Origin of the sequence: Nonomuraea coxensis DSM 45129, assembly GCF_019397265.1 — a bacterium.
Classification (GTDB): Bacteria; Actinomycetota; Actinomycetes; order Streptosporangiales; family Streptosporangiaceae; genus Nonomuraea; species Nonomuraea coxensis.
The window spans coordinates 4580608-4602599 of record NZ_CP068985.1 but is presented as its reverse complement, the minus strand read 5'-3'; the positions used below and the strand labels follow the sequence as shown (position 1 = coordinate 4602599).

Below are 21992 nucleotides of genomic sequence, written 5' to 3'. Positions count from 1 at the left end.
CTTGCAGGTCAGAGCGAGGCGACGCGCAGGCGCAGGCACGTCGGATGAGGACCGGCCGCAGGGCGAGAATGTCGGCGACCGAGCAAAACAGGCGGGCGGCCTCGGGCAGGAGCATCGTGAACCCTGCACGGTCCAGGGACCGCTGACGGCTGGAGGTGGCGAGGCCCTCGCAGACAGGGGCACCGGCTGCGAGCAGGGCGGCCAGGGCATGCCGCTGCCGGGCGTCGGCCTGCTTGTCGGCGGAGTGCCGCAGGGCGATTCGGCCGGCCAGGCGGGGCCGGTTCTGATCAGGTAGCTTCACGCCATGGTTGATGGTGCGACGCTGCGCGAGTTCCTCCGGACGGAGCTGCCCGAGGCTCGGCCGATCCTAGCCGCGTGGGAAGCGAAGGAGATCGCGGACGCCGCCGACAACGACCATGAGCCGTTCCTCGACAACGTGTACGGGTTGATGTCCGAGGTTTTCTGGTGGGAGGTGTTCGAGCCTGCCGTCTCCAAGGCGGACGTCCCAGTGCTCGAACGCTGCTACGCAGTGACGGAAGCGCTCCTCACGTGTGACGATCCGTCGAACATGATCCGAGAATGTGTGATCATCCGAGTCCTCAAGTATCTGGACGCACAGTCTCCTGGGTACGCCTTCGCGGGCCCGGAGACCAGACGGCTTCTCGAATCACCGTGAGCGGCAAATGCTCGCCGAGCATCATCGCCCGGGCGCACCTTACTGATCATCCTCGACGGACAGTGGACCTACGAAGCGCCACCCAACCATCACGCGGTGCCGCGCGGCAAGGCGTCCATCCGTTGCCCGACCGTTCACAACGCGACGACCTGAGAGGTTGAGAAGGAAGGTGATGCCGGCCTCGTTCACCGGGGTCGGGCAGAGGGGCCGACAGCGCGGCGTCAGGGCTTTGCCGACGAGGTCGAACAGCCCGAAGTTCACCGGATATTCATGTCCCGGCCGGTGAGGGGCTTGCCGCGGAGGGGGAACCGCTGCCCGTCGGAGGAGGACCTGGTGGCGCCGCCGAACTCCTTGGCCAACTCCAGCTGGTAGTGGTGGTCGACCAGAACCGTGTTGGCCTCGCGGAGCGTCTCGTCCCCCGCGTACCACTCCTGGGTCCAGGCCAGGGTGTCGCAGGAGACACCACACGCCTCCGACATGCGGGTCAGCCCGAGGTCGGTGGCCCCGCGACGAGCACCGCGAGAATGTCACGGCGGGTCTCCACCGACAGGCTGATCTTCCGGCCGCCGGCGTGGCGCCAGCTTCTGCACTCAGCCTCCAGTCACCAGTAACGAAGGCGAAGAAGCCCCGGCCTCCCACGTCATGCCCGGCGCGACTGCCTGGACGTACCCATCCTCAAGCCCTGACAGTCTCGGCCCATGCGGTCTGTCGAGGCCAGATACCTACCCCCATCGGTGTAAGGCGTACAGCGAACGGTGCAAAGTCCAGTGACGATCAACGGACGACGCGCCCCCGCTGCAGCCCGGCCTAGCGTTTCTCGGCGAGATAGCCGGACGAGAACTAGAGGAATCGCGATGAGCAAAAAAGTGATGACTGCGATCGCCGGGCTGAGCCTGACGGCCGGTTCACTGGGATTGGCCGCCGCGCCGACTGGCGCCCAAGCCGGCACCGCGCGCGAGGCCACCGCTGCGACGGCCACGCCGAAACCGCCGAAGGGCGCCAGGGCGGTGGTGCGGGGGTCGGCAGCTCCGCAGCCCCCTACCCCGATGGCAGATGTGTCGCTCTGTCGGCGAACAGGGTGTACGTGACGTTGGTAAGTCGTTCGGACATCTGCTAGAGACGAATGGTTGTGGCAAAACCCGGGAGCTTTACGTTGTAGATCACAATACGGAGCGGAGACACCGTCACCGGCGCGTTCACCTTCAAGGAGCTTCGAACAGACCTTCCCGAGAGGAGCGGACGCGAGCCTCAGGTGCGCCGTCATGCCCGCCTCCTCCGGCCTGGTCAGCAGGGTGCAGAGCAGGTTCAGGTTCTCCGCGGGCTCGACAGCCGCCGAGAACCCTCACCAAGCCGCCACTCCCCCATCTCGATGACTTAGATGATTGATGCCGAGAGGGCTGACTTTCGGCGCTTGATCCACTTAGTCGAAGATCAGTAAGGTTGGGCGCTTTCCTCCTCGCGCCCGCATCCCGGAGTGCCCTCATGCGCCGCCACCGTTTCGGCCGGCTCGCCGCCTGCCTGGCCGCCCTCTACCTGGCCGCCGTGATCGTCCTCGCCGTCGTCGGACTGGTCACCGGCGACCTCGTCCCCCTGTGGAGAGTTGTCGCGGACCAAAACGGATACATGGCGGCCGAGATCCGGCCGTGGCCGTGGCTGCCCGTCCTGCTCGTGCCGATCGCGGCGGTGCAGGCGTGGGCCTACTGGGAGGTGTTGCGCGGGCGGCTGCGCGGCGAACCGGCGCGGCACGGCCGGGACGTGCGATTGCTGCGGATCGCTCTCTACTCCACGGTCGTGTACGTCCTGACCTGGCACCTGCCGATCCCCTACCTGTGGTGGCTGTCGCTGGTCGCCGATGTGATCGAGCTCGCGACGATATGGCTGTTCTTCCGCGTGCTGCGGGAGACCGTCCGCAACTGGCTGCGGGTGCTCATGCTGGTGACCGGCACGCTCAGCGTGGTGCACGACGTGGTGACCACCATCGCCTACCAGACAGGCAACTACCTCTTCGCCGGGCAGAACTGGACCTGGGCTCTGGACGTCCTGTGGTCGGCGTGGCTGGCGTCGCTGCTGGTGGCGCAGGCGCGGGATCCGCGCTGGAGCGGCGCGACGGTACGGGCCGGCGTGATCGCGGTCCTGTTCTCGCTGCTGTCCTCCGGCTCGCTCTCGATCGTGGCGTTCGGCGGCTCACTGGACGTGGTGCCGTGGAAGCTGCTGATACCCTCGCTCCTGGGCGCGGTTTCGGTCTTCTCGCTGGTCTGGTTGGCACGGTCCGCGCACGACCTGGGCACTCTCCAGCCTCCCGCGCCCCGGACGGAGCCCGTGCGGGCGCGCGCCAGGCGGTGGCCGCTGCCGACCGTGGCGATCGTGCTCCCGCTGATCCCCGCAGCCCTCAACCTGGCCCGCGGGGTGCCGTTCTGGCTCGGGCCGAAGAACGTGCTGAGTGACGTGGTACGCGACTACACCGGGTCGGAGGCCACCGCGTACTGGTTCGCGCTCGACCTCCTCGTCGGCGTCGGCGCGCCGGCGGTGCTGATCCTGGTCGCCGTACGGCGGCGGACGCGCACGTTGCTGCGCGCGACGACACTGAGCTTGTTCCTGCTGGGCGTGGCCGGCGCCGTGAGCGCGTTCACCTGGGAGCACTCCACGTTCTTCGGGGAGTTGTGGCTCTACCCGGAAAGCCTCTACGTCGAGCAGGGCGCGACCGTCCCCTACGAGGGCGACCAGCTCCTGTCCCCCGGCATCTCCCCGCTCTGGTACGCGCTCGCGCTCACCGCCTCCGGCCTCATCCTGCTCCTGCTGTACGCCGCCCCGCCCGCCCACCGCGTCCGTCACCATGTCCTGCTGGCGGGTCTCGCCTCGGCCGTGGCCCTGTGCCTGCTGCCCGCGGCGGACAAGGCCCGAGGCCCCGTCACGGACTGCGCCATGCCCGAGCCGTGGGAGATCGACATGGGCGAGGCGCAGCCGCGCGAGCTGACCGCCGAGCAGAAGTTCGTGTGCTCCCTGCGCGGCGACTTCAGCGCCCAGGGCCTGCACGTGTTCCCCGCCACCACGCCCGACCAGGTCGTGCTCGCCTACGGACGCCGTCTGTGCGGCGTCCACACCCGCAACGACCCGCGGGAGCTGTCCCGGCTGAAGATCAACCGTGCGTCCCTCACCTATCCGCTGGCCGGCATCTGTCCCAGCGCCGCCACCATCGTGCGGGCCGCCAAGGCCGAGCAGGACCAGGAGATCGCGGCGATGCAGGCCGACTCCCAAGCCATGTGCGACGCCACGCCGCGCCACCGCCCGCGCATCAAGCCGGCCCGCGCGATCCGGATGAAGGAGCCGCAGTGGACCGACTACGGGGTGCTGCAGACGTACGAGGGGGAAGCAGAGGAGGAGACCGAACCGGACACGGAGCCCGGCAACGGGCTGGTTTCCTCCGCACACGGCATCCTGGCCGTCATGACCCATCCCGACTTCGACCTCTGCGTCACCCTGGAGACCTACACCCGCCGGCCGCCCGTCGAGATCAAGGGCTGGGACAAGGTGGTCGAGGTCGGCTACTACAGCCCGGGCGGCGAGATCGTGCTCTACGACAGCCTCAGCGGCACCGAGCTGCCCAACCTCGCCCTCAACAGGCGTAAGGGGCACTACCGCATCCGCGTGCACTATGCCTGGTTCCCCTGGAAGAGCGAGGCGCAGAGTGGGCAGCGGCTGCTGATCATGGCGTACCCGGGCAAGGGCGACAAGGAGATCGTCCACCGGAACCGATAGCGTCGCCATCGACGCCCTGACCCCCGAGCAGAGGCCAGGTCCCCTCCACGTGGCTACGCCGAGATGGCCTGGACCTCCCACCAACGCTACGGCGAGCCGCTATCCCACCCCCGGCCAGTTCTGAGGGCCGATGAGGGGATATGCGATTGGTGATCGGGCCGCTGATAGCGCCGGCCTGGAGAGGAACTCCGAGGCGCGTACCGCCTGGGAACAGGACGAGCTGATCAGCACGTGGACGCCGGTTGATCTTGAAGTTCTACGAGATCGAGGGGCAGTTTCCCGTCTACACCGAGGAGATTCCGGCGGCCGCGGTGCAGTACGTGGCGTCGCTGATGGAGGTCGAGCCGGAGCTGCTGGCGAAGTACTCCTGGCGGAGCCGGACCATCGAGCGCCACCGGGCTCAGATCCGCAACCGATCCGGCACCCACCCGGCGACCGAGGACGATGGGGAGCGGCTGGCCCAGTAGCTGGCCGACAAGGTGGGCCCGATCGAGACGAACCGTGATCGCCTGGCCCAGGCGGTGCACGAGCGTTGCCCGACAGGCCGAGCGGGTAGACGGCCTGGTGGAGCTGCTGATCGCGTTGATCACCAGATCAACGCACGCGCCGAGCGGCGGGCGGAGAAGGAGCTGATCGATCAGCTGGCCGCAGCGCCCGGCAAGCGGTACGACTGACCTTGATCGGGTGCTAGGCTTCCGTTCGTTCAGTATGGGATCGGCGTGGGAGGGAGGTGAGGTTTGATGACCGCGGTGAAGACCGCTGCCACGCGCAGCGCCCGGACCAACCTCACGTCCCGGGCCCCGGTCTGACCTACTTCTTCGCCCAGCCTTGAGCCATCCGGCTCGCCAGGCGGGGTGATGTCCGCGTCTCGTCGGGGCCCCTTCTCCGCAAGGGTCTCTCACGTTGCCACACACGTACACCGATCCATCCGGCCTGTCCCGGTACGGGTGGACCGGCGCACTCGACCAAACCTTCACCGAACACTACGAAGCGGGCCTCGTACCGGCCCGGATCTCCCGGGTCGATCGCAGCCTGTGCACGGCGATCACCACGTCGGGCCTGGTGCGGGCCACGTTCGCCGCGCCGCACCCGCCCGACCCGTTCCTGACGCCCTGCACCGGCGACTGGGCCGCGCTACGTCCGGGCGCTGAGCCGCACCTGGTGACGCTGCTGCCGCGGCACAGCGCGATCGTGCGCTCGTCAGCGTCCAGGTCCTCCCATGGACAGGTGCTCGCCGCCAACGTCGACACGGTCGTCATCACCCTGTCCCTGGCCACGCCCCTGGACGCGGCCAAACTGGAGCGGCTGCTCGCCCTCGCCTGGGAGAGCGGGGCACAGCCGTTGATCGTCTTGACCAAGGCGGACCTGGCCGCCGACCCCGAGGCTGTCCACGCCGAGGCCGGCACGCTGGCACCCGGTGTGGACGTCCTGGTCACCAGCGTCGCCACCGGTCACAACATCGACGTACTGGCCGCGCTGCTGCGCGGCACCACCGTGCTGCTCGGCCCATCGGGCGCGGGCAAGTCCACCCTCGGCAACACGCTGCTCGGCGAGGAGCTGCTGGCCACCGGAACGGTACGCGAGCAGGACGGCAAGGGCCGCCACACCACCGTCCGCCGCGAGCTGCTCCCCCTGCCCGGCGGCGGGGTGCTCATCGACACGCCCGGCCTGCGCGGGATCAGCCTGCACGACGCCGCTGACGGCCTGGAGCGGGTCTTCTCCGAGATCGAAGACCTCGCCGCGGATTGCCGCTTCGGCGATTGCTCCCACGACACCGAGCCAGGATGTGCGGTGCAGGCCGCCATCCAGGCGGGTGAACTGCCCGAACGTCGCCTGCGCAGCTACCGCAAACTGCAACGGGAGAACGCCTGGGCAGCCTCACGTACCGATTCACGGCTGCGCGAAGAGCGCGACAACCAGAAGAAGGCCATCACCAGTCACCTGCGCGCCACCTACAGGTTCCGGGACCGGCAGCTATGACCGGCCGCATCCCACCGACCTCCCCGGCTGCTCACCATCCACCAGAAGCCCGCACCACCCGCCACCTGCCGTCCCTGGCCGCGCCGCCGGCGCCGCACCCGCGCGTACTGGACATCGGCTGCGGTCCGGGCCGCTCCTCGCTGGTGCCGGCCCAGGCCGGCACCGAGGTCACCGCGGTCGACCTGCATCGGCCGTACCTCGACGAACTGGCACGAACCGCCGCCGATCGCGGCCTCGTCGTCCATGCCGTACGAGCATGGAGCACCGACCCCTCATCCGCCACGGCGCGGACCCCCAGTACACCGGCTATGTCCTGCAACCTCAGGACAAGGAGACGAACCCGATCATGACCTCTTCCCTCACCACCCGTCCCGAGAGCGCCGGCGACGTCGCCGTCATTCGCGACATCAACCTCGCCGCCTTCCCCACCCCGCACGAGGCCGACCTCGTCGAGGCGCTGCGGGCCGACCCGCAGGCGTGGCTGCCCGGCCTGTCCTGGCTCGTCGAGGCCCCCGGCGGCGAGCTCGCCGGATACGCACTGCTCACCCGCTGCCGCGTCGGCGACTCACCCGCCCTCACCTTGGGCCCGTGCGCCGTCAAGCCCGACCATCAGCGGCGGGGCGCGGGTTCCGCCGCTATCCGCGCCGCTCTGCAAGCCGCCCGTGAACAGGGCGAGAACCTCGTGCTCGTGCTCGGCCACGCCGAGTACTACCCGCGCTTCGGCTTCACCCCGGCCTCCGGATTCGGCATCCGCCCGCCCTTCGACGTCGAGGACAAGTACATGATGGCGCTCGCCCTCGACCCGGAACAGCCGGTCCCGAGCGGCGTCATCCGCTACCCGGCGGCGTTCGGCGTCTGATCTCCCGCTTTGAATGCGTCGGACGGCCCTCAGCGTGGCTGAGGGCCGTCCGGCCGAGCAAGCGACACGATCGGAATCCGGGTGGTGCCGGACAGGGCCGTACCCATTGATCAACTGAGTGGCGGACCGCCGGGGTCACCCCCTCAGTTTTGACGGCTGGCCCACCGGCTGACCACCTTCGCCAGTGGGATGCCGCCGCGGACCAGGAAGCTGTCACGATTCTGCGCGGCGCGGCGCGGGGCGCAAGGGCCTCTGGGTCTTGGTGAACGTCAGCACACCGTGCTCGGCCAGGTGGTGGATGGCCCACGTTGCCCTCAGGGCCGGCCGATCGATCTGGAGCAGGGTCACGTGCTGGCCGCGGCTCAGACCCGCTGCCAGTGCCAGCCCGTTCCGTGGCGCAGGAGACGGTTAGCTGGTGGGGCGTCCGCCGGCGCCGGCAGCGCGGGGGTGGCGGGGCGGGTCGCGTGGAGGAAGGCCAGGTGCGGGTTGTATCTCATCGCCAGCCACGCGGCGCTGCTGAGGCAGAGGGCGACGCCCGCGATGGCGAGCAGGCCGAGCAGGGCTGCCTGGCTGTCGCTGCTCACGGAGTCGGCGGCGTGGGGTCCGAGGATCCGGTGAGGGAGGTGTGAGCGCAGTTGGTCGGCGGCCGGTGTGCCTGTGCGGTTCGGCGGGGAGCCGGGGCGGGAGGGATTGGCATCGGACAGGTGGCGGGAGCCGGGGCCGCCGGGACCCGGACCGGGACCGGGACCGGGATCTGCCGAGCCGGTCTCCCCCGTGGTGGTTTCGTTCCTGATGAGGTGGTGGGCGTCCGGCAGGTGGCTGCGGGGCTCGGGAGGGCGGCCGACGGCAGCGGGGCCAGGGGTGGCGGAGGAGTCGTTTCGTGTCCTGGCGGTGTCGGTCGGCGGTGGGCCGTTCCTGGTGGGTGGGGTGGTGGGGGTGGCCGAGGGGGCGCCGGGGTTGGCCGCCGCGGGCGGGGGGTCTCTTGCGGGGGCGTCTGTGGGGGCGGTGGCTGGGGAGGGGGCTGTTGCGAAGCCGGTCGGCGCCGGCGTTGCAGCGCTGATGCCGGTGGGCGGGCGTGAGGTGGCGGCGAGGTCGAAGCCGACGGCGGAGCCGCGGCCGGTCGTGCCGGCGGTCGTGCCGCGGCCGGTCCTGGTGGTGGCGCTCTTGCCGGTCGTGGTGCTGGTCGTGATGGTGTCGCACAGGGTGTGGCGGGTTGTGCACGAGGTGGTCGGAGCGGGCACCTGTCGGGTGGGCTTCGGGGCTGGGGCGGTGCTGCTGTGGGGCGGCTTGCGGGGGCGGGAGGCTGTTTCCGTGGGGTGGGTGGTGCGCCGGGAGTGGTGGCTCTGGACGCCGTCATCGTCATCGCTGCCGCCGCCGCCATCGTCGTCGGCATGAGCGGCGAGCGGGGCGAAGAGAGACGACGATCCCGTGGGGCGGCTCGGATCGGCGAAGACGACAGGGAAGCAGGCGAACACGAACGTGGCCACGCCGGCGGACAGGAGCCGCCGCATCACTCGACCCATCGGTGACCCCCCGGATGCTCTGCGAGCTTGGCACCACCTTCGGGGCGCGGGGTGAGACCACCGTTAGGGCTTCATTAGAGCCCTCTCATGTTCGGGGATACGAGGGAGCCCACCCCCTACAGGTGCACCAGGCCGTCGTACGGCAGGTTCAGGGCCGGAGGGGTGTCGAGCCGCTCCTGGAACATGCTGGCCGGGTTCGGCCTGGGGAGGGTCAGCCGAAGTCTCGGCGACGCAGGGACAGCAGGCCGCCGGCGAGCAGGAGAGCGGTGACCACGATGAGCCCGAGGGTCGGACGGACGTCGTACGGCGCCCCGGTCATCGCGTTCGCCACGTAGTGGAACGGCTCGACGGGGAAACCGCCGAAAAACCCATAGAAGGGGGTCATGATCTGGCCCAGTGCGACGGTCAGGACCCAGGCCGGCCAGGAGATCGCCACGCAGGCCCGCGGCACCAGCCCGTACGCGAGCAGGCACACCGCCCCCACGCTCCACGCCGCGGGCACGGTGGTCAGCGCCCCCGCGACGAAGCGGGGCAGGTCGACGGCGAGGTCACCGACGAGCAGCGAGAACACCGTGCCGAAGACCAGACCGGCGACGGCCATCAGCGCGGCCGTGCCGAGCCCGGCCACGAGCAGGTGCCCGCCCGCCCACCGCAGACGGGACAGCGGGGTGGCCAGCACCGCCTCCCCGCGGCCCGACACCTCCTCCGCCCGGAGCCGGATGACCATGAGCACCGGGTAGAGCGCGACGGCGTACGCCATGATCATAATCAGGTACCAGACGTACGCGGCGAGTGACGGCGACCGCATCCCGGTCATGGTGATGATGGTGTCCAGCATGACGCTCGGCCGCGTGAGCAGGTCGTTCGTCAGCGGCGACAGCCCGCCCGCGGCCCCCGCGAAGATCGCGACCCCCACCGCCCACTTCAGGAGCAGGCCGCGGTGCAGCCGCCAGGCCAGGCTGACCGGGCCGCGCAGCCGCGGGGCCGTGGCCGGGCCCGGCCGCTCGGCCAGTACGCCCGCGCCGAGGTCGCGGCGGTCGAGCAGCCGGTACGCGAGCCCGTACAGCACCGCCCCCACCACGAACCCGGCACCGACCAGCCACCACCGCTCCCCCTGGTACGGCTGCACGAGGTGACTCCAGCCGATGGGGGACAGATATCTCAGCCAGGGCTGTCCCAGGGCGTCCCCGGAGAACCGCAGCACGTAGGCGAGGCCGAGCACCGACAGAGCGATCGTGGTGGCCGTGCGGGCGCCGGCGGCGAGCTGGGCCGCGACCGCGGCGACGCCGCCGAACAGCCACCCCGCCAGCGCGATGGCGGCACCGTAGGCGATCGATCCGATCGGCGGCAGCCCTGCCGTGATCAGCGCGGCCGCGGTCAGCGCCCCGGCGAGCAGGCTGACACCCGACGCCACCAGCACGGCGGCGGTCAGCGGGGCACGGCGGCTCACGACGGCGGCGCGCACCAGCTCGGTCCTGCCCGCGTCCTCCTCCCTGCGGGTGTGCCGGATGACCGACATCAGGGCGGCGAACGCGCCGGCCACGTACAGGAAGCCGCCGCTGCGCCAGGTCGCGAGCACCTCGAGCCGGGGCTCCACCTGGCCGCCGCCGATCGCGTGGAGCAGGGGCGTCCTGGCGATGATCCCGAGGTAGGTGAGCTTCAGCTCCTCGGTGCGCATGTAGCGGTTGATGTACGCCACCATCACCAGGCTCATGCTCACGATCAGCAGGATCCACCACGGGGCGATGGCCCGTTCGCGGCGCAGCGCCAGGCGGACCAGGTGGCCGGTGCCGGCGAAGGCGTTCACGCTGTCGCTCCCGCGTGCCGCCCGTCGCTCCTGCCGGTGGCGCGGTCGTAGTGCCGCAGGAACAGCTCCTCCAGGGTGGGGGGCCGGCTGACGAGGGCGCGTACGCCGGAGTCGGCGAGGTGCCGCAGCACGGCGTCCAGGTCGGCGGTGTCGACGTCGAACCACACCCGGCTGCCCTCGGTACGCAGGTCGTGCACCCCGCGCAGGCCCGCCAGCCTCTCCGCCGGCGCCGCCAGGTCGGCCTGGACGGAGGTACGGGTGAGATGCCGCAGACCGGCCAGGGAGCCGCTTTCGACCGTGCGGCCGTCCTTGACGATGGTCACCCGGTCGCACAGCGCCTCGACCTCGGCCAGGATGTGGCTGGACAGCAGCACGGTACGGTCCCCGCGGCGCCGCTCCTGCCGGACGAGCTCGCGGAACACCTCCTCCATCAGCGGGTCCAGGCCGGAGGTGGGCTCGTCGAGGATGAGCAGCTCGGCATCGGAGGCCAGCGCGGCGACCAGGGCGACCTTCTGCCGGTTGCCCTTGGAGTAGGCGCCGCACTTCTTGCGGGGGTCCAGGTCGAAGCGCTCCAGCAGCTCGGCGCGGCGCCGCTCGTCGAGCCCGCCGCGCAGCCGCCCGAGCAGGTCGATCACCTCGCCGCCGGACAGCTGGGGCCACAGCGTGACATCGCCGGGTACGTAGGCCAGCCTGCGGTGCAACTCCGTCGCGTCGGCCCACGGATCGCCGCCGAGCAGCCGGGCGGTGCCCGCGTCGGCGCGCAGCAGGCCGAGCAGGATCCGGATCGTGGTGCTCTTGCCCGCGCCGTTCGGCCCCAGGAAGCCGTGCACCTCGCCGGCGCCGACGACGAGATCGAGGCCGTCCAGCGCGCGAGTGGCGCCGAACGTCTTGACCAAGCCTGTCACGGATATCGCGTCACTCATCGGGATGCTCCTCGGCCGAACGCGGTGGGGCTGTGGCGTGTGCCCGGGTCCTGTCCAGGGCGTCGCGGTGGGCGGCGGCCTCCTCCGGGCTGAGCCAGGGGTGGGAGTAGACGTCGAGCAGGGTCAGGGCGAGCAGGTGGGCGCCCTCCGGGCTGGACACGTCGGCACCCAGCCCCCGGGACACGTGCTCGTGGAGGATCCCGACGGCCAGGGCCATCGCCGTGCCCACCGTCGCCCTGGCCTTGCGGTCGGCGAAGGGGGGATCGGAGCGGCGCTCGTCGAGCTGCGCGTACCACTGCTCGCTCATCCGGACCATCGCGTCGAACACCGGCGCGGCCCATCCCTCGGTCAGGGCGCGCGCCAGGTATCGCTGGTAGGGCCCGAGAGCCGCCATGGAGGCCGCGACGTAGTTGACGCCGTTCACGCCGCCGGCGGCCGTGTCGGCACTGGCCTGCTCGTTGATCCTGGTGATCAGCTTGACCAGGTGGGCGTCGCACGCCTCGCGCAACGCCTGCTTGGAACCGAAGTGATGGCGCAGCAGTCCCGGGGAGACGCCCGCGGTCTCGGCGATCGCCCGGGTGGTCGCCCTGTCGAAGCCCTGCTCCCCGAAGTGCCGCAGGGCCGCGTCTCTGATCCGCGCGCGAGCGGTCAGGTCCTCGGCGTCGGGTGGTGGTGTCGTCACTCCCCCATCGCTCCTATCCACGTGCATAGTAAATAGCTTCGGTGGACAGGCTACTACGCGGACGCACAAGAAGCCTGCGGCGGGCGCGAGTGAACGGGGGCAGGCGCATCGTGCGTCGTCCGCTGCCCGTACGGCGGACGGCACACCGATCAGGTTTCCGCGCCGCACCCGTCTGTACGTGTCAGATCACCTCACGAAAGGCTGGCACGATGCGGAAACTGATCTTCGGCATGAACATGTCCCTGGACGGCTACATCGCCGCGACCGGCGACGACATCGGCTGGAGCGGGCCGCCGAGCGACGAGCTGTTCCAGTGGTGGCTCGACCAGGAACAGGCGAACGAGCTGTCGCTGTACGGGCGCAAGCTGTGGGAGACGATGAGCTCCTCCTGGCCGACCGGCGACCAGCAGCCCGACGCCACCCCGGCGCAGATCGAGTTCGCGCGGAACTGGCGGGACACGCCGAAGGTGGTGTTCTCCTCGACGATCGACAAGGTCGACTGGAACACCCGCCTGATCACCGGCGACGCCGTCGCCGAGATCACCCGGCTCAGGGCCGAGGACGGCGGCCCGATGGGCATCGGCGGCGCAACGCTCGCCGGCGCTGCCATGCGGGCCGGGCTGATCGACGAGTACGCCCTGGTCAGCCACCCGGCCCTGGTGGGCGGCGGCACGCCGTTCTTCACGGCGCTGGACAACTGGGTGAACCTGAACCTGGTGGAGACGCGGACGTTTCCCGGCGGCGTGGTGCTGACCCGATACGAGACGAGACGATGAGGACGGGGCCAGGGAAAGGTTCCCTGGCCCCTTGCGTCACAGGGTGGGGGGCAGGCCCAGCCAGGGTTTGCCGGTGGCGTCGAATCCGGTGAGCTCGGCGATCTTCCCGTCGACGACGTGCAGGACCGCCATGGTGAACAGCCGGTGCTCCAGGTCGCCGGGGGTGCGGAGGTACAGCGCGGCGGCAGGCATGCGGTTGACCGTCGTGGTGACACAGCGCCAGTCGTCGCGCCCGCGCTGGAAGAGCCCTCCGGAGACCCAGCCGTCCACCGCGTCCTTGGCCGTCATGACCAAGGTGCCCCGCTCGGGCAGCATCACGAAGCGCAGGTCGTCGCGCAGCAGCGACGTCAGCCCGTCGAGGTCGTTGCGCTCATGGGCGTCGATGTACGACCTCACCACGCCGCGCTCGTCGTCCGACAGCTCGTGGGTGGCGGGGCTCCGCCAGTCGAGGCGGCGGCCGGGCAGCTGCTCGCGCATCGTCACACGGGCCCGCTGCAGTGCGCTGGTCACCGAGGCGACGGTCAGCTCCAGGGCCTCGGCGGCTTTCGACGCCGGCCAGCCGAGGACGTCGCGCAGGACGAACACCGCCCGCTGCCGGGGCGGCAGGTGCTGGACGGCGACGATGAACGCCAGCTCGATCGTCTCCCGCGCCACCACCGACTCCTGCGGGTCCTCGGGGAGCATCCGGTCGGGGTACGGCTGCAGGTACAGCACCTCGAAGCCGGGGCCCGGCAGCCCGGACGGGAGGGGCGCGCGGTCTTTGCGCTTCTCCAGGAAGTCGAGGCAGGCGTTCGTCGCGATCCGGTACAGCCAGGTCCGCGGGGTCGCGTGGCCCTTGAACGACTCACGCTTGTTCCACGCCCGCAGGAACGTCTCCTGCGTCAGGTCCTGGGCGTCCTCGTAGTTCGCGAGCATCCGGTAGCAGTGCACCTGCAGCTCGCGCCGGTGGCGCTCGGTGATGCGCGCGAACCGCTCCGGGTCGCCTGAGCGGACCGCCGCGATGAACGCGGCCTCGTCGGCGCCCGGCAGTCTGGCGTCGGTCATGGGTCGTCAATCCTTCCACAGGTGCGACAGGGCTGACAGGTCTGACGATGTGGCAGAGGATTTCTGATCGGTAAAGCCGCATGCCCTTTACAATGTAGATCACTAGTTCCGGTACGGGGGCGGCGGGGGAGGAACAGGGGCGACGACCGACGACCGGAAGGAAACGGATGGCGCCCCACGTCCTGCCCCCAGCCGATGTCCCGCTCAACGTCACCGTCTGGAGCGAGAACTACCACGAGCCGCGCGAGGAGGAGGTACGCCGCCGCTACCCCACCGGCATCCACGGCGCCATCGCCGACGGGCTGCGCGAGACGCTGGGCGACCGGGTACGGGTCCGCACCGCCGTACTGGAGGAGCCCGAGCACGGGCTCACCGACGAGACCCTCGCCTCCACCGACGTGCTCACCTGGTGGGGACACATGGCCCACGAGGAGGTGGACGACAAGGTCGTCGACCGCGTACGGCGCCGCGTCCTCGGCGGCATGGGCCTGCTCGTGCTGCACTCCGGCCACTACTCCAAGATCTTCCGCACCCTCATGGGCACCACGTGCACCCTCAACTGGCGTGACTACGGCGAACGCGAGCTGGTCTGGACGGTCTCCCCCGGCCACCCGATCGCCCGCGGCGTCCCCCACCCGCTGGTCATCGACGCGCAGGAGACCTACGGCGAGCCGTTCGGCATCCCCCAGCCCGACGAGCTGGTCTTCGTCAGCGGCTTCGCCGGCGGCGAGGTGTTCCGCAGCGGCTGCTGCTACCGCCGCGGCCTCGGCCGCGTCTTCTACTTCAGCCCCGGCGACCAGAACTACCCGGTCTACCACCATCCGGACGTACGGCGGGTGCTGGCCAACGCGGTCCTGTGGGCCGCCCCGGACGCCGGGACCGGCGAGCCGCTCCAGAACGCCCACACCCCGATCACCTGGTAGGGGGCACGATGACGTCAGCGACGTTCGCGACCGTGGACGCCGACCGGCCGCTGCGCGCCGTGATCGCCGGAGCCGGGTTCATCGGCGGCCAGTGGGCGCCCGAACTGCTCGCCCACCCCGGCGTCGAGCTGGCCGGCTGGGTGGACGTGGCGCCCGGACGGGCCCGCGCCGCCGCCCGCGCCCTGGGCCTGGACGACCTGCCTACGGGCACGTCCCTGACCTCGCTGCTCGACGGCGAGGAGCCCGACTTCATCGTCAACTGCACCGTGCCGCAGGCCCACCACGAGGTGACGGTGACGGCGCTGCGCCGCGGCGTGTCGGTGCTGAGCGAGAAGCCGATGGCGGTCACCCTGGACGAGGCGCGCGCCATGGTGCGCGCCGCCGACGAGTCCCGGCGGCTGTTCGCCGTCAGCCAGAACCGCCGCCACCTGCGCGGCCTGGTCGCCTACCGGCGCACCGTGGGCGAACTGGGGCCGCTCGGGATGATGACGTCGGAGTTCTTCATCCCGTACCGGGGGGCGGCGTTCCTGTCCACGCTGGAGCACCCGCTGCTGCAGGACATGGCGATCCACCTGTTCGACGCGGCGCGGGCGGTGTCGGGCGCCGATCCGGTGGCGGTGTACTGCGAATCGTTCCGGCCGGCGTGGACCTGGTACCCGGGCGCGTGCTCGGCGACGGCGATCTTCGAGATGACCGGCGGGCTGCGCTACACCTTCACCGGGAGCTGGTCGGCGCCCGGCCCGCCGACGTCGTGGACCGGCTCCTGGCGGGCGGCCGGCACCCGCGGCACCGCCCTGTGGGACGGCGAGGGCGACCCGGTGGCCGAACCGGCCAAGGGCGAGGTCGTACGGGCCCACAAACGCGAGGACGACCCCTACCCGGAGCGGCGCCGCCGCTTCGGCGGGCTCGCCGAAGGGCTGGAGGAGTTCGTGACGGGCCTGCGCACCGGGCGGGCGCCGCAGGGCGAGTGCCACGACAACATCCGCAGCCTGGCCATGGTGACGGCGGCCCTGGAGTCCGCCCGCACCGGGATGCGTACGCCTGTCACGGTCTAGCCCGATGTGGTTGGGTGGGCGGATGCCGAACGTACGGGCCGTGCTCGTCGCCGGGCTGGTGGCGCCCGCGCTGGCGGCACGTGCCGCTGGGCGCGCGGCCCTCACCGGCGGCGGTGGCGGTGGCCGCCGTGGCGGGCGCGGCGCTCGCGGCGGGGCAGCTCGTCGCCGCCCGGGCGCTCGGGATGACGCTGTGGACCGACTACCACCCCTACGACGGGCCCGGCTGGTATCGGGACGTCACCTCCGCCCTGTGGTACCCGGCCGCGTCGGTCGTGCTGGCGTCGGTGGCCGCCGGAGCGGTCGCGCTGCGGCGGCCGGAGGCGGGATGGGGGCTGGTGTGCTTCGTCGTGCTGTACCCCCTCGGCCGGATGCCGCCGGACGTCTGGCCGGAGGCCGTCGAGAACGTGGTGGACCTGCTGCTCCTGCCGGCGTCGCTGGCCGTCGTGGCGGTGGCCGCCGCCCGGGCGGCGCGGCGGGCCGCGAGGCCGGGGCCGGGCCTGGCCGCGGGCCTGGTCGGGCCCCTCCTCGTCTGGTCCGTCTACGCGGCGGTCGGGCCCCGGGCCTACGACCACAGCACGCAGAGCGGCCCGTACCTGCTGGCGCTGCTGACCGTCCTCCTCGCCCTCGTCGTGGCACCCGTCGCGGCCCTGGTGGCGGCGGTCACAGCCCGTAGCGGCTCTTCAAGTGACGCCACCAGTCACGGAACATCCACGCGTCGAAGTCCGTGATCGACGTCGCGCTGCCCGCCTTCATGAGGAAGCAGCACACGCCGGTCGGCGTCCAGTCGTAGAAGTCGTCCAGCCCGAACGAGTGGCCGATCTCGTGCAGCAGGATGTGCATGTCGGCGGTGTTCAGGTTGGACATGTAGTACTCGCTGCCGACCCGCTGCCCCCAGTCGCCGCCCGCTCCCCCGGAGAACCCGGCGGTCAGCCACAGCGACATGTCGTAGTGGTGGGACGCGCCGCCCGGGCAGTTCGGATAGGTGCCGCCCTGGTTGAAGAAGCGGCCGCACGGCTCCGCGCACTGGGGCGCGTTCTCGCGGATGTTGTTGACGTAGACGTCCACGCTGGTGTCGCTCCACTGGAGCTGGGCGCGGTCGCGCACGGCCCAGCCGACGACCTTGAGCGGCACGTCCGCGTACGGCCAGTCGTTGTGGCCGGCCATGACGTCCATCCACTTCTTGAACTGGCGGGCCAGCGCGGCGTGGATCTGGTCACGCTGGGCGGCGGTCACGGTCGCGCTGGAGTCCCAGCGGACGCAGTAGTTGACGGAGCCGCGGTTGGCCATGACCTGGTCCCAGCCGTAGTTGCGGAACCCGTACAGGTTGGAATAGGTCGACTCGACGTGCCGCCAGACCTCGTCGAGCGGGGTGACGAGGGAGGCGGGCGGGTTCCAGCCGCTCGGGCCGCCGCCGGAGTCCGGCGTGAACGCGCGCACCTCCAGCAGCCCCACCGACGCCTGGCCGCTCTGGAGCACGACCCGCAGGCGGGTGGTGCTGACCTGGGCGAAGGACGCGGTGTTGTAGGTGTCGGCGGCCACCGGGTAGGAGGCGGAGATGTCGGCGTAGGCGCTGCCGGTCCAGTACTGGAGCTTCCAGGACGCCGGGACGCGCACGCCGCCGCCGTCGTCGAAGAAGTAGACGTCGGCCGAACGCAGGGTCCGCGCCGACGCCCAGGTCAGCTCGGCCCACTGGCTGCCGGTCTGCGGCCAGGTGCCCCAGCGGCGGTTGACGGTGTCGTTCGACCGTGACGGGTCGATGCCGTCGTTGATCGCCGCCACGCTCTCCCACGGCGAGGTGTAGGACGCCGTCGGGGTGGCCGAGCGGGCCACGTTGGTGTCCGCCGCGGCCTGCCGGAGCGGGAGAAGTAACGTCGTGAGCAGCAGGAGGGGCAGGATGGCCAGGCGTCTCATAGGATCGGGTCCCCTTTGGTAGCGCTAACATGCCCTGATACGCGACTCCGTCGTCCCGTGCGAGCTTTGATCGCACGCCACCGGTCGGGCGTCAACCGGCACGCGGACGCGGCGACGACCGACCTGCGGCTTCTCCCTGAAACTTTCACCTCGCCGCGACACCGTGGCGCGACCGGGGCGTGGTGGCGACACCTAAGGGCGACCGGGGCGTGGTGGCGCTCAGTCGTCCTCGCGTCGGACCGGTGAGTGGCGGTGGCTCCGTTCGCCTTGGCTCCAGGTGACCGGGAGTTCGTGCATGCCGTAGATGACGGCGTCGCTCTTGAACGGCAGGTCCTCGGCCGGCGCGGCGAGCCGCAGGGTGGGGATGCGACGGAACAGCGTGTCGAAGACGATCTGCAGCTCCATCCTGGCCAGGTTCTGGCCGAGGCACTGGTGCGGGCCGAACCCGAAGGCCAGGTGGTGGCGGGCGCCGCGCTCGACGTCCAGTTCGGCCGGATCCTTGAACGCCGCCGGGTCCCAGTTGGCCGACAGGGTCGAGACGATGACGCCTTCACCGGCCCCGATGCTCGCCCCGCCGATCTCCACGTCCTCGGTGGTCAGCCGGGAGGTGACCCCGTCGGCGATGGCGAAGTAGCGCAGCAGTTCCTCCACGGCCATGGGGGTCTTGTCCGGCGGTCAGCAGCAGGAAGGCCAGGCTTACCAGGCTCTCGTGATCGAGGGCGCCCGTCCGGCGTTGCCGGGCGATCTGCCGGCTGAACAGGTCGTCGCCGGGTTCGGACTCCTTGCGGATGATCAGGTCGTCGAGGTAGGCGCGCAGTTCGGCGAAGGCTCGCTGCCGGTCCTCCAGGGAGGTCCGGCGTACCAGCACGGAGGTACGACCTTGGAAGAAGTCGTGGTCGGCGTAGGGGACGCCGAGCAGCTCGCAGATCACCAAGGAGGGCACCGGCAGGGACAGCGCCCGTACCAGGTCGACCGGCTGCCGGCCGGTGGCGAGCATGTCGTCGATGAAGTGGTCGACGATGCCCTGGATCCGCGGGCGCAGCGAGGCCAGCCGCCTCACGGTGAACTCGCCGATCACCGCCCGGCGCGCCGCGGCGTGTTCGGCGCCGTCCATGCTGAGCATCAACGGCGGCAGGCTGCGGAGCTGCTGCAAGGTCGCCGCGTCCAGGGTGAAGAGCGGCCAGCCGTCCTTGCGCTTGTCGGAGGAGAAGCGGGGGTCGGCGAGGACGGCCCGGGCTTCCTCATGCCCGGACACCCACCACGCCTCGCCGCCGCCGGCCAGGCGGATCTTGCTGATCGGCGCCTGCTCGCGCAGCCGTTCGTAGGCGGCGGGCGGGGCTAACGGGCAACCACGCTCGACCGGCAGTTCCAGGTCGGCGAGTTCGCCGGCAACGCTGTTCGTCATGAATGACCTCCTGGTAGAGGATCTGGCCCGAATGTGTACGGGCCGCCCGGGATGAAACCGGACGCGGTGTGCGGCCAAGTCGGCGACGGCGCCGCTGTCGGTCCAGTGGTGGTCGCCGGTGAAGGGTCACTTCAGCGTGAGCGGGGTCTCGGCCGCGATGCGGGTCAGCTTGCGCGGGTTGCGGACGTAGTACAGGCCGGAGATGCGGGCGTCCTCGACCCGGACCGCTATGACGCCGTCGATCTCGCCGTTGACGCGGAGAACGAGCCCCGGGTTGCCGTTGACCACGGTGGGCTCGCTGGTGAGCACGACCTGGGCCTTGCCGAGGCCGCTGACGATCATGCGGGCCACCTTGCCGGCGCCGGTGATCGGCCGCGGCACGGCCTGCTTGACGCCGCCGCCGTCGCTCACCAGGACGACCTCGGGCGCGAGCACATCGAGCAGACCTTGCAGGTCCCTGGTTTCGAGCGCGCGCCGAAAGCACTCCACAGCCGCCCGGGCCTGGCCCGGGGAGACCGCCTCGCGAGGCCGCCGGGCATCGACGTGCCGGCGGGCCCGGTGCGCGATCTGGCGCACGGTCGCCTGCGTCTTGCCGACGGCCGCCGCGATCTCCTCGTAGCCGATGTCGAAGACCTCACGCAGCACGAACACGGCCCGCTCGGTCGGCGACAGCGTCTCCAGGACGAGCATCAGCGCCATCGACACGCTCTCGGCCAGCTCGACGTCCTCGGCCACGTCCGGAGCGGTGAGCAGGGGCTCGGGAAGCCACGGGCCGACGTACGCCTCCTTACGGCGCTTCCTGACGCGCAGCCGGTCCAGCGAGCGCCGGGTGACGATGCGTACCAGGTAGGCGCGCTGATCGGACACCTGCCCGAGGTCGATCCTGACCCACCGCAGCCAGGCCTCCTGCAGGGCGTCCTCGGCGTCGGCCGCGGAGCCGAGCATCTCGTAGGCAACGGTGAACAGCAGGCTGCGGTGGGCGATGAATGCCTCGGTGGCCAGGTCCATCCGGCCGTCACCGGCCATCGGCCCGGCTGTGCCCGCCGTCGCGCCCCTGCGCTCGTTCATCCCTGGCTCCTGCCTGTACGCCCGCGACTCCTGCTCCATGCACAAGGCGTCCGCGCCTGCCGCTGTGTGACACCCGCGACGGGTGACTCATGTCACATGACCGCACTGTCACAAAGCCCGGGGCGCGGACGCCGCATGGTCGTCAGGACGCCACGCAGCCGTCACCTCGGAAAGAACGGAAAGACATCATGAGCAAGGTCTGGTTCGTCACCGGTTCCTCCCGCGGCCTGGGCCGCAGCTTCGTCGAGGCCGCCCTGTCGCGTGGCGACAGAGTGGCCGCGACCGCCCGGAGCACCGCAAGCCTTGACGAGCTGGTCACCGCCCACGGCGAGGCGGTGCTGGCGCTGGAGCTGGATGTGACCGACAAGGCCGCCGTCGCCGAAAGCGTGAAGCGGGCCGCCGAGCACTTCGGCCGCCTCGATGTGATCGTCAACAACGCCGGCTACGCCCATGTCGGCGCGATCGAGGAGACGACCGAGCGGGAGCTGCGCGACCAGCTCGAGACCAACCTGTTCGGCGCGGTGTGGGTGATCCAGGCCGCGCTGCCCTACCTGCGCGAGCAGCGCGGCGGGCACATCATCCAGCTGTCCTCGGCGGCCGGGCTGATGGCGTTCCCGCTCAGCGGCGCCTACAGCGCCTCCAAGTGGGCCCTGGAAGCCCTGAACGAATCCCTCGCCCACGAGGTCGCCGGTTTCGGCATCAAGGTGACCGTGATCGAGCCCGGCGGCTTCGCCACCCGCTCCGGCGAGAACCCCGATCCCCTCGACAACGGCCACATGGCCGAGCCCGACCCGATCTACGACGGCCTTCGCCGGCGCATCGCCGCGATGGCGGGAAAGCAGCCCGCCGGTGACCCGGCCGCCGCGGCCCAGGCACTCCTCAAGATCGTCGACTCCGGTAACCCGCCCCTGCGCGTGCTCTTCGGGCAGGGCTTCTACCCGATGCTCCAACAGGTCTACGCCGACCGGCTCAAGACGTGGGCCGACTGGCAGGACCTTTCGGCACAGGCTCACGGATCGACCGCCTTTACAATGTAGATTTATGAGGCGAAGACGTCGCGGGACAGTGTCAGGCGCGCTGACATGTTGCGTTCCATCATGCGCAGCGCCGCCTCGCCGAGATCCTGGTGGATGGCGGCCACGCAGTCCGGCGGCACCGTCAGGTCGTAGTGGCGCACGTACGCGTCCAGCGCGCTGTAGAGCACGCACTGCTCCGTCACCTGCCCCGCCAGCACGACGGTCCCGATCTCCAGGTGGGACAGCAGGTACTCCAGGGACGTGCCGAAGAACGCGCTGTGGCGCACCTTGGGCAGGAAGGCGCACTCGGCCGGCGCCAGGATCGGCTCCACCAGGTCCGGCCGCTCCCCCTCCATCGCCCGCTTCTCCAGTTCGTGCCGGTCGGCGGAGAAGTCGCCGTAGTTGTCGTTGACGTAGATCAGCTCCACGTCGTCACGCTCGCGGGCGCGGGCGACGAGCCGCGCCAGGGGCTCGACGATCGGCTCGACGTGCCGGATGAGCTTGTCGGCGTCCTGATGGTCGTAGGGGTTCAGCATGTCGATGACGACGAGCGCGGATTTAGTCATGGCCCTCCCCTTCTCCGGAGGG

Annotated in this window: 22 protein-coding genes; 11 read left to right on the top strand and 11 right to left on the bottom strand. The window is 70.8% G+C overall.

The window, feature by feature from the left end; all coding sequences use genetic code 11:
• The first annotated feature begins 304 nt into the window (after window positions 1-304).
• Window positions 305-676, top strand: a complete 372-nt coding sequence (locus Nocox_RS21510; protein ID WP_020543091.1) for a hypothetical protein — start codon at window positions 305-307, stop codon at window positions 674-676.
• Window positions 677-933: 257 nt separating this feature from the next.
• Here Nocox_RS21510 and Nocox_RS21505 read toward each other — a convergent pair whose 3' ends face one another.
• Complete coding sequence (locus Nocox_RS21505) at window positions 934-1155, bottom strand: Tn3 family transposase (RefSeq protein WP_020543092.1); 222 nt, start codon at window positions 1153-1155, stop codon at window positions 934-936.
• 1003 nt (window positions 1156-2158) lie between these two features.
• Here Nocox_RS21505 and Nocox_RS21500 point away from each other — a divergent pair.
• The 5 genes from Nocox_RS21500 to Nocox_RS21480 all read left to right on the top strand — a co-directional run bounded on the left by Nocox_RS21500 (window position 2159) and on the right by Nocox_RS21480 (window position 7271).
• The gene (locus Nocox_RS21500; protein ID WP_020543093.1) at window positions 2159-4432 is read left to right on the top strand and encodes a hypothetical protein; all 2274 of its coding nucleotides are present in this window, start codon (window positions 2159-2161) and stop codon (window positions 4430-4432) included.
• A gap of 242 nt (window positions 4433-4674) precedes the next feature.
• Window positions 4675-4899, top strand: coding sequence for a DUF4158 domain-containing protein (locus Nocox_RS21495; RefSeq protein WP_020543094.1), 225 nt, complete (start codon window positions 4675-4677; stop codon window positions 4897-4899).
• A gap of 436 nt (window positions 4900-5335) precedes the next feature.
• Complete coding sequence (gene rsgA, locus Nocox_RS21490) at window positions 5336-6412, top strand: ribosome small subunit-dependent GTPase A (protein WP_020543095.1); 1077 nt, start codon at window positions 5336-5338, stop codon at window positions 6410-6412.
• Complete coding sequence (locus Nocox_RS21485) at window positions 6409-6762, top strand: class I SAM-dependent methyltransferase (protein ID WP_169577031.1); 354 nt, start codon at window positions 6409-6411, stop codon at window positions 6760-6762. The genes rsgA and Nocox_RS21485 overlap by 4 nt, the downstream gene beginning before the upstream one ends.
• Window positions 6669-7271 carry a GNAT family N-acetyltransferase gene (locus Nocox_RS21480; protein WP_020543096.1) on the top strand — a complete coding sequence of 201 codons (603 nt, stop codon included), beginning with the start codon at window positions 6669-6671 and terminating at the stop codon, window positions 7269-7271. Before Nocox_RS21485 ends, Nocox_RS21480 begins: the two co-directional genes overlap by 94 nt.
• Window positions 7272-7633: 362 nt before the next feature.
• Here the strand turns inward: Nocox_RS21480 and Nocox_RS21475 are convergent, their stop codons facing one another.
• The 4 genes from Nocox_RS21475 to Nocox_RS43715 form a co-directional block, all read right to left on the bottom strand.
• Complete coding sequence (locus tag Nocox_RS21475) at window positions 7634-8794, bottom strand: hypothetical protein (RefSeq protein WP_157383035.1); 1161 nt, start codon at window positions 8792-8794, stop codon at window positions 7634-7636.
• Between the two features lie 211 nt (window positions 8795-9005).
• Entirely contained in the window at window positions 9006-10601 is a 1596-nt protein-coding gene (locus Nocox_RS21470; protein WP_020543100.1) for an ABC transporter permease, read from the bottom strand.
• Window positions 10598-11524, bottom strand: a complete 927-nt coding sequence (locus tag Nocox_RS21465; RefSeq protein WP_169577032.1) for an ABC transporter ATP-binding protein — start codon at window positions 11522-11524, stop codon at window positions 10598-10600. The genes Nocox_RS21470 and Nocox_RS21465 overlap by 4 nt, the downstream gene beginning before the upstream one ends.
• On the bottom strand, window positions 11517-12206 hold the full coding sequence (locus Nocox_RS43715; protein WP_020543102.1) for a TetR/AcrR family transcriptional regulator: 690 nt from the start codon (window positions 12204-12206) through the stop codon (window positions 11517-11519). The genes Nocox_RS21465 and Nocox_RS43715 overlap by 8 nt, the downstream gene beginning before the upstream one ends.
• Window positions 12207-12415: 209 nt before the next feature.
• Between Nocox_RS43715 and Nocox_RS21455 the strand changes: the two genes are divergently transcribed.
• Window positions 12416-12982: a dihydrofolate reductase family protein gene (locus Nocox_RS21455; RefSeq protein ID WP_020543103.1), complete on the top strand. Its 567-nt coding sequence runs from the start codon at window positions 12416-12418 to the stop codon at window positions 12980-12982.
• A gap of 36 nt (window positions 12983-13018) precedes the next feature.
• Here the strand turns inward: Nocox_RS21455 and Nocox_RS21450 are convergent, their stop codons facing one another.
• Complete coding sequence (locus Nocox_RS21450; protein ID WP_020543104.1) at window positions 13019-14026, bottom strand: RNA polymerase subunit sigma-70; 1008 nt, start codon at window positions 14024-14026, stop codon at window positions 13019-13021.
• 167 nt (window positions 14027-14193) lie between these two features.
• Between Nocox_RS21450 and Nocox_RS21445 the strand changes: the two genes are divergently transcribed.
• Genes Nocox_RS21445 through Nocox_RS21435 form a run of 3 tightly spaced genes read left to right on the top strand, consistent with a single transcriptional unit; the run spans window position 14194 to window position 16732 of the window.
• Window positions 14194-14949, top strand: a complete 756-nt coding sequence (locus Nocox_RS21445; protein WP_020543105.1) for a ThuA domain-containing protein — start codon at window positions 14194-14196, stop codon at window positions 14947-14949.
• Between the two features lie 8 nt (window positions 14950-14957).
• Window positions 14958-16004, top strand: a complete 1047-nt coding sequence (locus tag Nocox_RS21440; protein WP_084685653.1) for a Gfo/Idh/MocA family protein — start codon at window positions 14958-14960, stop codon at window positions 16002-16004.
• 14 nt (window positions 16005-16018) lie between these two features.
• Window positions 16019-16732 carry a hypothetical protein gene (locus Nocox_RS21435; RefSeq protein ID WP_157383037.1) on the top strand — a complete coding sequence of 238 codons (714 nt, stop codon included), beginning with the start codon at window positions 16019-16021 and terminating at the stop codon, window positions 16730-16732.
• Here the strand turns inward: Nocox_RS21435 and Nocox_RS21430 are convergent.
• From Nocox_RS21430 to Nocox_RS21420, 4 genes are all read right to left on the bottom strand, one after another.
• Window positions 16665-17915 carry a hypothetical protein gene (locus tag Nocox_RS21430; RefSeq protein ID WP_211212648.1) on the bottom strand — a complete coding sequence of 417 codons (1251 nt, stop codon included), beginning with the start codon at window positions 17913-17915 and terminating at the stop codon, window positions 16665-16667. The genes Nocox_RS21435 and Nocox_RS21430 overlap by 68 nt on opposite strands.
• A gap of 219 nt (window positions 17916-18134) precedes the next feature.
• On the bottom strand, window positions 18135-18572 hold the full coding sequence (locus Nocox_RS43155) for a cytochrome P450 (RefSeq protein WP_246649487.1): 438 nt from the start codon (window positions 18570-18572) through the stop codon (window positions 18135-18137).
• On the bottom strand, window positions 18466-19320 hold the full coding sequence (locus Nocox_RS21425) for a cytochrome P450 family protein (protein ID WP_246649486.1): 855 nt from the start codon (window positions 19318-19320) through the stop codon (window positions 18466-18468). The genes Nocox_RS43155 and Nocox_RS21425 overlap by 107 nt, the downstream gene beginning before the upstream one ends.
• A gap of 126 nt (window positions 19321-19446) precedes the next feature.
• Entirely contained in the window at window positions 19447-20388 is a 942-nt protein-coding gene (locus Nocox_RS21420; protein ID WP_020543108.1) for an RNA polymerase sigma-70 factor, read from the bottom strand.
• A 188-nt stretch (window positions 20389-20576) separates the two neighbouring features.
• Between Nocox_RS21420 and Nocox_RS21415 the strand changes: the two genes are divergently transcribed.
• Complete coding sequence (locus Nocox_RS21415; RefSeq protein WP_020543109.1) at window positions 20577-21425, top strand: SDR family NAD(P)-dependent oxidoreductase; 849 nt, start codon at window positions 20577-20579, stop codon at window positions 21423-21425.
• A gap of 2 nt (window positions 21426-21427) precedes the next feature.
• On the opposite strand, the gene Nocox_RS21410 is transcribed toward Nocox_RS21415, so the two are convergent.
• The gene (locus tag Nocox_RS21410) at window positions 21428-21970 is read right to left on the bottom strand and encodes a cysteine hydrolase family protein (RefSeq protein ID WP_020543110.1); all 543 of its coding nucleotides are present in this window, start codon (window positions 21968-21970) and stop codon (window positions 21428-21430) included.
• Window positions 21971-21992: the final 22 nt, after the last annotated feature.

Excerpts from the sequence above, each read along its gene's own strand:
- Nocox_RS21425 (WP_246649486.1), bottom strand. The coding sequence starts at position 19,320 with ATGACGAACAGCGTTGCCGGCGAACTCGCCGACCTGGAACTGCCGGTC.
- Nocox_RS21450 (WP_020543104.1), bottom strand. The coding sequence starts at position 14,026 with ATGACCGACGCCAGACTGCCGGGCGCCGACGAGGCCGCGTTCATCGCG.
- Nocox_RS21500 (WP_020543093.1), top strand. The coding sequence starts at position 2,159 with ATGCGCCGCCACCGTTTCGGCCGGCTCGCCGCCTGCCTGGCCGCCCTC.
- Nocox_RS21485 (WP_169577031.1), top strand. The coding sequence starts at position 6,409 with ATGACCGGCCGCATCCCACCGACCTCCCCGGCTGCTCACCATCCACCA.
- Nocox_RS21440 (WP_084685653.1), top strand. The coding sequence starts at position 14,958 with ATGACGTCAGCGACGTTCGCGACCGTGGACGCCGACCGGCCGCTGCGC.
- Nocox_RS21415 (WP_020543109.1), top strand. The coding sequence starts at position 20,577 with ATGAGCAAGGTCTGGTTCGTCACCGGTTCCTCCCGCGGCCTGGGCCGC.
- Nocox_RS21445 (WP_020543105.1), top strand. The coding sequence starts at position 14,194 with ATGGCGCCCCACGTCCTGCCCCCAGCCGATGTCCCGCTCAACGTCACC.
- Nocox_RS21410 (WP_020543110.1), bottom strand. The coding sequence starts at position 21,970 with ATGACTAAATCCGCGCTCGTCGTCATCGACATGCTGAACCCCTACGAC.
- Nocox_RS21420 (WP_020543108.1), bottom strand. The coding sequence starts at position 20,388 with ATGAACGAGCGCAGGGGCGCGACGGCGGGCACAGCCGGGCCGATGGCC.
- Nocox_RS21430 (WP_211212648.1), bottom strand. The coding sequence starts at position 17,915 with ATGAGACGCCTGGCCATCCTGCCCCTCCTGCTGCTCACGACGTTACTT.
- Nocox_RS21510 (WP_020543091.1), top strand. The coding sequence starts at position 305 with ATGGTTGATGGTGCGACGCTGCGCGAGTTCCTCCGGACGGAGCTGCCC.
- Nocox_RS21480 (WP_020543096.1), top strand. The coding sequence starts at position 6,669 with ATGGAGCACCGACCCCTCATCCGCCACGGCGCGGACCCCCAGTACACC.
- Nocox_RS43155 (WP_246649487.1), bottom strand. The coding sequence starts at position 18,572 with ATGGCCGTGGAGGAACTGCTGCGCTACTTCGCCATCGCCGACGGGGTC.
- Nocox_RS21455 (WP_020543103.1), top strand. The coding sequence starts at position 12,416 with ATGCGGAAACTGATCTTCGGCATGAACATGTCCCTGGACGGCTACATC.
- Nocox_RS21475 (WP_157383035.1), bottom strand. The coding sequence starts at position 8,794 with ATGGGTCGAGTGATGCGGCGGCTCCTGTCCGCCGGCGTGGCCACGTTC.
- Nocox_RS21465 (WP_169577032.1), bottom strand. The coding sequence starts at position 11,524 with ATGAGTGACGCGATATCCGTGACAGGCTTGGTCAAGACGTTCGGCGCC.
- Nocox_RS21505 (WP_020543092.1), bottom strand. The coding sequence starts at position 1,155 with ATGTCGGAGGCGTGTGGTGTCTCCTGCGACACCCTGGCCTGGACCCAG.